General features: G+C 46.3%; 1 protein-coding gene. It reads left to right on the top strand.

The window, feature by feature from the left end:
- Positions 1-201: helix-turn-helix domain-containing protein (locus M3080_RS09235; RefSeq protein WP_249092828.1), on the top strand; the 201-nt coding region annotated here is incomplete at both ends.

Here is a 201-nt window from a genome sequence, read left to right as displayed (position 1 = left end):
CATGTTGTTCCGCCAAGGTTTTCTCTTCAAACTCAAACCCAACGGTCGGCAAGCCCGTCTGATGTCGCGCTTTGCCGGTTGCTGCCGCTTCGTCTACAACAAAGGATTAAGTTGGGCTAAAGAGCAATATGAGAACAAAACCGGCAAACATCCCTCCTATAAGAATCTTTCTGCTTTATTGCCTGATTGGAAAAAAGATCC

It is taken from the genome of Parasutterella secunda (assembly GCF_023336895.1).
Classification (GTDB): domain Bacteria; phylum Pseudomonadota; class Gammaproteobacteria; order Burkholderiales; family Burkholderiaceae_F; genus Aphodousia; species Aphodousia faecalis.
The sequence above is the reverse complement of the archived record's forward strand: the minus strand, read 5'-3'. Positions and strand labels throughout refer to the sequence as shown.